General features: G+C 42.2%; 7 protein-coding genes. 5 read left to right on the forward strand and 2 right to left on the reverse strand.

All coding sequences use genetic code 11. From position 1 onward, the window contains the following. Positions 1–17: 17 nt before the first annotated feature. The 4 genes from ACYVIL_RS00430 (at position 18) to ACYVIL_RS00445 (ending at position 5,371) form a co-directional block, all read left to right on the forward strand. A complete protein-coding gene (locus tag ACYVIL_RS00430; RefSeq protein ID WP_460311186.1) occupies positions 18–2,090 on the forward strand; it encodes a hydantoinase/oxoprolinase family protein in 2,073 nt (690 codons plus the stop codon). A 12-nt stretch (positions 2,091–2,102) separates the two neighbouring features. Then, positions 2,103–3,953, forward strand: coding sequence for a hydantoinase B/oxoprolinase family protein (locus tag ACYVIL_RS00435; protein ID WP_303470773.1), 1,851 nt, complete (start codon positions 2,103–2,105; stop codon positions 3,951–3,953). A 269-nt stretch (positions 3,954–4,222) separates the two neighbouring features. Continuing rightward, on the forward strand, positions 4,223–4,603 hold the full coding sequence (locus ACYVIL_RS00440; RefSeq protein WP_303470771.1) for a glutathione S-transferase N-terminal domain-containing protein: 381 nt from the start codon (positions 4,223–4,225) through the stop codon (positions 4,601–4,603). Between the two features lie 258 nt (positions 4,604–4,861). Then, positions 4,862–5,371 (forward strand): PEP-CTERM sorting domain-containing protein, encoded by a 510-nt coding sequence (locus ACYVIL_RS00445; protein WP_460311187.1) that lies wholly within the window; start codon positions 4,862–4,864, stop codon positions 5,369–5,371. A gap of 103 nt (positions 5,372–5,474) precedes the next feature. On the opposite strand, the gene ACYVIL_RS00450 is transcribed toward ACYVIL_RS00445, so the two are convergent. Next, on the reverse strand, positions 5,475–6,578 hold the full coding sequence (locus ACYVIL_RS00450; protein WP_460311188.1) for a DUF2891 domain-containing protein: 1,104 nt from the start codon (positions 6,576–6,578) through the stop codon (positions 5,475–5,477). 620 nt (positions 6,579–7,198) lie between these two features. On the opposite strand from ACYVIL_RS00450, the gene ACYVIL_RS00455 reads away from it, so the two are divergent. After that, positions 7,199–7,837 carry an NAD(P)H-dependent oxidoreductase gene (locus ACYVIL_RS00455; protein ID WP_460311189.1) on the forward strand — a complete coding sequence of 213 codons (639 nt, stop codon included), beginning with the start codon at positions 7,199–7,201 and terminating at the stop codon, positions 7,835–7,837. A gap of 100 nt (positions 7,838–7,937) precedes the next feature. On the opposite strand, the gene ACYVIL_RS00460 is transcribed toward ACYVIL_RS00455, so the two are convergent. Then, positions 7,938–8,447, reverse strand: a complete 510-nt coding sequence (locus ACYVIL_RS00460) for a prepilin-type N-terminal cleavage/methylation domain-containing protein (RefSeq protein WP_303470752.1) — start codon at positions 8,445–8,447, stop codon at positions 7,938–7,940. Between the last annotated feature and the right edge of the window lie 357 nt (positions 8,448–8,804).

Raw genomic sequence — 8,804 nt, forward strand, 5'->3', positions numbered from 1 at the left:
TAAAAAAGGAAAATGCTATGAGTTATCGATTAGGTGTTGATGTAGGAGGTACCTTTACGGACCTGCTATTGATTAACGAAAGCAATGGTGAAACTCACACTGCAAAGGTGCCCTCTACGCCCGAAGACTCTTCAATAGGAGTGTTAAATGGTATTGCCCGTATTTGCGATGAGTCTGGTATCGATCCCAAACAAATTAACCGTGTTATGCATGGTACTACCGTTGCCACTAATGCCGTACTCACCGGCAAAGGGGCAAAAGTTGGGTTGGTGACCACCCGCGGTTACAAACATGTGTTGCAAGTGGCTCGTTCATTTTGTCCTGGTGGACTAGGTGGTTGGGTTAGTTTTGTTAAAAAGCCGTTGTTGGCACCACTGGAACTGACCATTGAAGCCACTGAACGTATGGATGCTGATGGCAGCATTGCCACTGAGCTAGATGAACAAGCACTACTGCAAGATTTAAAAAAATTAAAAGCAACGGATGAAGTGGAAGCGTTAACGATTTGTTTCATCAATGCCTATGTAAATGGTGAGCATGAAAAACGCGCGAAGGAATTAGCGGCATCGGTATTTACTGATATTCCCATCAGTATCTCCAGTGATATCGTGCCTGAAATGCAAGAGTATGAGCGCACAGAAACCACAGTAGTGAACTCTTACGTTAGACCTGAAGTGGCACGATATGTTGATAACTTGCAAGCTTCATTGCATAAAACTATGGGCGATGACTTACATTTATCAATATTGCGTTCAGACGGTGGTTTAGCGTCAGCCAATGCGGCAGCCGATAACCCGGTTAACCTATTAATGAGTGGGCCTGCTGGTGGTGTTTCTGGTGCTATACACTTTTCCTCAGCAGCCGGTTACGACAATATCCTTACCTTCGATATGGGCGGAACTTCCACCGATGTAGCCCTAATTCAAAATTCCAAAGCACGGATCAGACGAGAAACCCGAGTGGGTGACGTAGTGGTAAGAGCCCCATCGGTTGATGTACGTACTGTGGGGGCAGGAGGCGGTTCGTTAGCTTTTGTTCCTGAATTAACTAAAGCCTTACGTGTGGGCCCTGAGTCTGCCGGTGCTAAGCCAGGCCCTGCTGCTTATATGAAAGGCGGTGTTGAGCCAACGGTATGTGATGCCAATGTAGTACTGGGTTATTTGCCTTCTGATGTGCAACTTGGCGGTAAAATGGCTATCGATAAAGCTGCTGCGGTAGCGGCCGTCAAGAAAGTCGCTGATGCCATGGAAATTTCCGTTGAAGAAGCCGCAGAGGGGATTATCCGTATTGCAAATGAAGCCATGTTTGGAGCCCTACGGTTAGTTTCGGTTGAACAAGGTTTTGATCCACGAGATTTTGCTTTAGTCGGATTTGGTGGCGCTGGCCCATTACACGCCAACGCCCTGGGTATTCTAACGGACGCTTGGCCAACCATTATTCCACCAGGACCAGGTGTATTGTGTGCCTATGGTGATGCCACAACAGTGGTAAAAGATGAAGCATCAAAAACCTTCGTAACCCTGATTAAAGACACGGATAAAGATTCACTTGCTGAATTGTTTGCAGAGCTTACCGACAAAGCGGCTTCAACATTAATTGCTGATGGCATTAGCAAAGAAGACTTAGATGTTACCTTGCAAGCGGATGTGCGTTATACCGGACAAGCTTTCCAACTTTCTATTGAATGTTCAAAAGCAGACTTTGAAGCCAAAGGTTTGGATCTATTGATCGACCGATTTGATGAAGAGCATACCCAGTTGTTCACCTTTGCCCTAGATGAAGGCCATGAAATTGTAATGGTACGGGCAATTGTTTCTGCTACATCAACAGCGTTGCCTCAAAATAAACAAATCGCCCAAAAATCTAGTTTAGGGGAGTGTAAAATTGCCGATTCAAAAATTTACTTCGACGGTAAATACCATGAAGCTGCGATTTATGAGCGAGGCAAAATGGGGGTTGGCTTGGAAGTACCAGGACCATGTATTGTCGGTGAAATGGATTCAACAACTGTGATTTTACCGGGTTACGTAGCGACAGTAGATTCTGTGGGCAACTTATTAATCAATCCTGTTAACGCTAGCAATAAGTAGTAGGAGAATAGAATGAATAAAATTATTGAAACTAATAGCACTCCTCTTAAACGTGTTGATGCAGATACTGTCACCGTCGATATTATTGAAAATGCATTGAAAAATGCCCGCGAAGAAATGGATGCCGTGTTATTCAGAACCGCCATGAGTCCAGGTATTCGTGAACAAGGGGATTGTTTCCCAATGATCGCCAATCGCGACGGTAAAATGGTGGTTGGTCAGTTTGGCTCGTTTATCCACGGGTTTATGGAAGCATTTACCGGAGAAATGGAAGAGGGCGATGTTTTACTCACCAACGACCCTTACATGTGTAATGCTGCCGTATCTCACTTGCCTGACTGGTTAGTTTTGGTGCCGATTTTCCGCGAAGGTCGTCACATCGCTTGGTCTGCAATGTTCGGACATATGTCTGATAATGGTGGCATGGTACCAGGTTCAATTCCCATCAAAGCCGAGTCTATATTCCAAGAAGGGATACGTATTCCGCCAACTAAATTGTATAAAAAAGGCGTATTACAAACCGAGTTACTCGAACTGATATTGCATAATGTTCGCACACCTCAGTGGAACCGATTCGATCTCAATGCGTTAGTGGCAGCATGTAATACTGCATCCAAACGCGTCATTGAAATTGCGGATCGGTTTGGCGATGATGTGTTTTATTCCACCATGGAAGTCATGTTAGAGCGCAATCATACGGCCATGTCGGCAATTATCAATATGCTAGTACCTGAAGAGCCTCGCGTGTTTGAAGATTACCTATGTGATGATGGTGTAGGCAAAGGCCCGTACAAAATTCGTTGTAAAATGTGGCGAGAAGGTGAAAAAGCCATTTTTGATTTTGAGGGGACCGATCCCCAAGCAAAAAGCTCCATTAACTTCTATCTTAATGAAGATATGTTCAAAATGTTTTTTGGGTCTTTCACTATTAACTTAGTGGATCCACAAATACTGTTCAACGACGGTTTTTATGATTTGGTTGACGTCCGTATTCCTCAAGGAAGCTTATTGAAACCGAATTATCCTGCCGCGTTATCGGGCAGAACCCATGCGTTGGGCAGAATCTTCGATGTGATGGGCGGTCTATTAGGACAAGGTGCTCCAGAGGCAATGAATGCCGCAGGGTTTTCTGATTCTCCACACTTGTTCTATTCAGGTTACGATGACAATGGCGAGTGGTTCCAGTTATTCCAAATTGGATTTGGTGGTATTCCTGGACGCCCAGCCGGAGATGGCCCGGATGGACACTCCTTATGGCCAGGTTTCACCAATGTACCGAACGAATTCATCGAGGCTTACTTCCCATTACGCGTAGAAGCATACGAAACGATTCCTGATTCAGGTGGCGTTGGTTTGCATCGCGGTGGAAACGGTTTGTCTGTGGGATACCGTTTCTTAAATGATGGCCAAATTGCGATTCATGATGATCGTTGGTTAACTTATCCGTGGGGAGTTAACGGTGGTGCGCCAGGAATGCGTTCTACCAAACTATTAAAACGTGCTGATGGTAGTGAAGAAACCTTGCCAGCCAAGTGTGAAGGTATTGAAGTGAAAAAAGGCGATATTCTGTACTTTAATACTTGGGGCGGCGGCGGTTGGGGAGATCCATTGCAGCGTGACCCTCAACTCGTGTTAGACGATATCAATCGCTCTTTGGTTACCATTGAAGGTGCTTTAGGTTATGGAGTGGTGATCAGTGATGAACTGAGCATAGATACTCAGGCAACCGCTGATTTACGCGCTAAAATGGCAGCTGAACGGGGTGATGTGAGTTTGTTTGATTTCGGTGGTGATATCGCTGATATTAAAGCCCGTAGCATGCAAGAAACTAACTTGCCCGCACCGCAAACACCAGAGTTTTAAGTCGACTCAAGCTTCCCCTAATCGCCAGTTGGGGGAAGTGAATTGAATCTCGCCGGTAAATTATCCGGCGACCTTCTTGTTTAAAATTTAAACGCCTATAAAACCCGGTCATCTGATGTTTAATAGGCTTACAAGTCTAAGGATTATTACGTTCTTGGCTGTCCCTAATCACCTTATAGCTAATATCAAAATATTCATAAACCACAGCACAATTCCCAGTGTTAAGGGTTTATAATACGGCCTCATTTTTTTAGGGTAGTATACAAATCATGTCTTTTTTTATTAACGTCATTCGCAATTTTCTTGGTTGCATTATTGCTTTTTTTGATCTGATAACTCGTCCTCGTAAACAAAAGCGCAGCGCCCAAGCACAGCAACAAGTAGAGAAAGAAATTAAGTCTATGGCTCTGTACCAGTTTTTCGCTTGTCCTTTTTGTATTAAAACTCGTCGAGCTTTACACCGTTTGAACTTGCCTATGGAAACCCGTAGCGCCCGAAAAGGTAGTGAATTTAGGACTGAGCTTGCGCAACAAGGCGGCAAAACCAAAGTACCTTGCTTGCGTATCTCACAAGAAGGTAAAGATACCTGGATGTATGAAAGTAACGATATTATTGCTTATTTAGAACAACGTTTCGGTTCTATTCGCTAAGAAAGAAACGCCCCGTGCCGATTCCCGAAGAAACATTTTATTTTCGCTCATTAGTTGAAATCAATTTAGGTCTATCTGTGTCTGATAATTTTACAGAGCATGGTTTCTGATTGTATAGGAAAAGTAAAATATGCTTTTAATTCAATTACTTATAAATGTGGCCTGTAATTTGCATTTGTTTGGGTAAGCAGCTAGTGATACATAAATGTAGTTAACAACTATCCTGCAGAAACAACAATTCAAATTATGAGGTATTGAATGAAAACTTTAAAATTAGCCTTAGTCGGCATCTTATTAACTGTTGGTGGATTTGCAAACGCTGGCTTAATTTATCAAACAGGTAGCTATACTTATTATCAAGACGACAGTGGTTTAGAATGGGTTTATGCCTCGCCTTGTGCTGGCATTGGTGGCTGTGGCAGTGATGTTACTCTTATTGATGACTTTAGATTTGCTACAGAAATTGAGTGGACAACAAGTTTTGCTTCTACTGCAGAGTTAGTTACTGCATTTCAACTCGATAACTATAACAGTAATGTATGCGCGGCATCTTACTTTGGTTCTGGGTACAGTCATTGTGACGCTAGAGACGTTTCAAATGGTTATGTTTGGGGGGCGCCTAGTCACATCGCTACATTCTCAACTAGTACTTTTGGAGAAACGTTTTTAGTACGCAACGAACTAGCTAGTAATGATATTCCTGAGCCAACGACATTAGCTACGCTTGCCTTGGGACTACTAGCATTAAGGTTTCGTAAAAAAGCTTAATCAATTGTAGACGATAGTTCGAATACCGTTTTTTAAAAAGCACTAGGTTCTAAACCTAGTGCTTTTTTCGTTCTATAACGCCAGGGGCATTAGATTCAATTTACTATAAACCCCGTTGAGTTTCTAAATAGGTCGCGAAACTCCCTAACCAGTGACTGCCCATATAATGCATATCATGGATAACTGAATTTAGCCCTGATGTTTTGTGTGCTTGTGCAGCACGTAAAATCGCAGTTTTACGGGGATCAGCAGACTTTAAAGCTGAGGCGATACCTTCTAACATCCACGCTCTACTTAAATTTAATCCATCTAAGTGAGCCAGTTTACCGTCGCTTTTGTCGACTACTGTGGCGACATTTAGCCAATTTCCATCACCATCGATGGGAATTGATGGCAAAAACGCCCCTAACCATTTCGCGTATTTTTCGGCTGAAAGTACCCTTCTCATTAAATCCGCTTCGGCAATACACGGTGATAAGAAATCTTGGCCTGATGGCTCATAGGCTAAAGGACAATTCACATCATTAGCATATAAACGCCTAATGTTTTGCTTTAATAAATCGTTAAACTCTTGATTATGAGCAGTCACGCTCCAATCCAGCATTAACCCAAAGGCAAATGCTGTTTGGCTATGCTCTCCCACTCGAATAGGGAAGGAAAGTTTAGGTATCCAATCGGTCAAATTAGCAACAATTTTGTTTTCTAAAGGGGTTAGAATAGTTAGCCAGTGCTTGGCTTTTGGATTGTCCCATTCTCGCAGCTCCGAAGTGAGTTGCAAAAACCAAGCTAGTCCGTAAGGGCGCTCAAAGCTGGTTCCGGTATCTGCTCGATTAAAATAAGCTAATTCACCTTCCAAATTTTCTTTGGTAAAACTCTGCGCTAAGCTGGCCATGATGTCTTGATAACGAGCTGTATCTGGGTATTGGCTGGCAATTCGCGTGAGCAGCCAATGTCCATGGACAGATGAATGCCAATCATAACAACCGTAAAACGCCGGGTAGAGTTTCTTAGGTGTTTTCACATCTTCATCACTGTTCATCATATGTTTTATGATATTCGGATATTCTTTGTGCACACACTCAAGAGCAAGTTCGGCAAATCGGTCGATAACTTGAGCTTGACTGGGCTCCGTAGTATTAGCATTAGGTGCGCTCACTGCAAAGCAGCAATACATGCTAAATAATAAATATATGGCTTTAAATTTCATTTTTAATTTTCATTAATTGAGGTGATATGAGGAAGATTTAGTCTAACTGCTGTAAGTCAGCTATGCAACGCGTTGATTTTGCTGAGGCTTTATTATTTTTACCGAGCGTGATAACCACAACCCTATATGTTTTCTATCTTAGACTACACTTAATACTGCAAGATATTGCAAACGTAACTTTAGCTAATGCTGATGTAAGCTCACTTTAAACCAAGGAGGTTTTTCATTTTCTCAAGTGCGTACTACTTTTAATTCATGGAGCAGAAAAATTATGATCACAGATGATGTAAATAAATTAGTATCCAAAAATAGGTTTAATCAAACCGCCATTAAATTAAAACCTAAGCAATGCAATAAGCACAGAATTGTAAATTTGTTAGTTCCAATGCCGGCTAGTCAACCTGTATTATTTTCATCCAACTGATTCAAAAAAAACGATTTAAAAACAGGTTATATGCCAACTTAATTAGGTTGGCTTTTCATTCTATTTTATATATCTAACATCTAATCGATGGAAGATAACAACTTCAATTCTGCTTTGTTTTTTACTTAATCAATTGAATTTACTGAAAATGGCCATATTTTTATCACTCCCATATTGAATAATCTCGGAGTCATTAGTGTCAAATTTGGTAGAAAAGTTAAACTGGCGTTATGCAACAAAGAAAATGGACGCAACCAAAGCGGTTGCCGACGAAAAAGTAGAACGCATTCTTGAAGCTATTCGTTTAACTGCAACCTCAAGTGGATTACAACCCTATGAAGTGATTGTGGTAAAAAATCAAGATTTGCGAGATCAAATAGTGCCCCTAGCTTATAATCAGGCGCAAATCTCAGACTGTTCGCACCTGCTCGTGTTTGCGGCTTGGGATAACTATACTGAAGAGCGGATTAATCACATGTTTGACTTAGTCAACGCAGAGCGCGGTGTTATTAATGAAGGCTGGGAAAATTACCGTAAAATGCTCTTGGCTACCTACCCTCCAAGAGAACCAGAAATCAATTTCCAACATGCAGCGCGTCAAGCCTACATTGGGCTTGGAACTGCTCTGGTTGCCGCTGCTGAAGAAGGTGTGGATAGTACACCTATGGAAGGTTTCGTACCTGAAAAATTGGATGAACTTCTAGGTTTATCTGAACGCGGATTGCGCTCGGTGGTAATTTTACCATTGGGTTACCGGGCAGAAGAGGGCGATTGGCTTAAAAACTTGAAAAAGATACGTCGCCCGAAAGAAGACTTTGTTACTCAAATTAATTAATGGCCTAGATAATAGTCTAGCTAAAAACTAACTAGCTGGAGCATTGAAAGTGTGTAACTCACACCCTTTGATGTTCCAGCAATTTGAAGGTGTGTGCTTACTAGCATCCTGAGGTCACAAAATCATAGGTAGGCAGCTCATTTACCCCAGCTGGTGGATTATAGGTTAGATAGCAATTCGGGCTTCTAAGAGGAATATTATTGTTGGTAATGCCACTAAAACCAACAATTCTTGAAGGCGAAACGAAGAACTGCCCTCCGCCAAAGGTGTCGCCATAGGCCCAGTCTTCATCTAACTGAAGCGCATTTGCAATGCCAGTCGTGCGATTGGCACTGGGGAAGCCATACACTGTTGCGATATCATCCACTCCGTCGCCATCGAGGTCAACGTTGCCTTCAGCGTCGTTTACCACACCTTGAATTATGGCCTTGGCATATACCAAATTAACAGCACCACTTGCGGCTCCCGCCATTCCGTCAAGGGCTGCCTTGTTTGCATCTGAAGTTAAGTTAATAAATTTCGGAGCCGCAACCACAGACAAAATCCCTAGAATGACGATCACTATGATCAATTCAATTAGGGTAAAGCCTTTAACATTTTCTACTTTCACTACTAACAACCTTTGAGAAGCAAATTTATAGGCGGATTTTAACTCAGTGAATGTGGTGCATCTATTATACTTTGGATTATTCCATGCATGTTGACGCTGAATTTGCCATAAAATCGAAGAAAGCTAAACTCATTATTAAGGCGAATTATTGATCCCTTTTACATCCCTTTACATAAAAACAAATAAAGGAAAACCAGATGAATTTGCTTATTACAGGTGGCAGTGGGCTGATAGTGTAATCCCCCCAGAAAGTCGGAGCAGTTTTAAGTAGAAATTCCCGTTAAACTAAAACGAAGGAGTTTTCTATGCGTAAATCGAGATATACCGACAGTCAGATCCTGGCGATCATAAAACAGA

The sequence above is a fragment of the Aliiglaciecola aliphaticivorans genome (assembly GCF_054782055.1).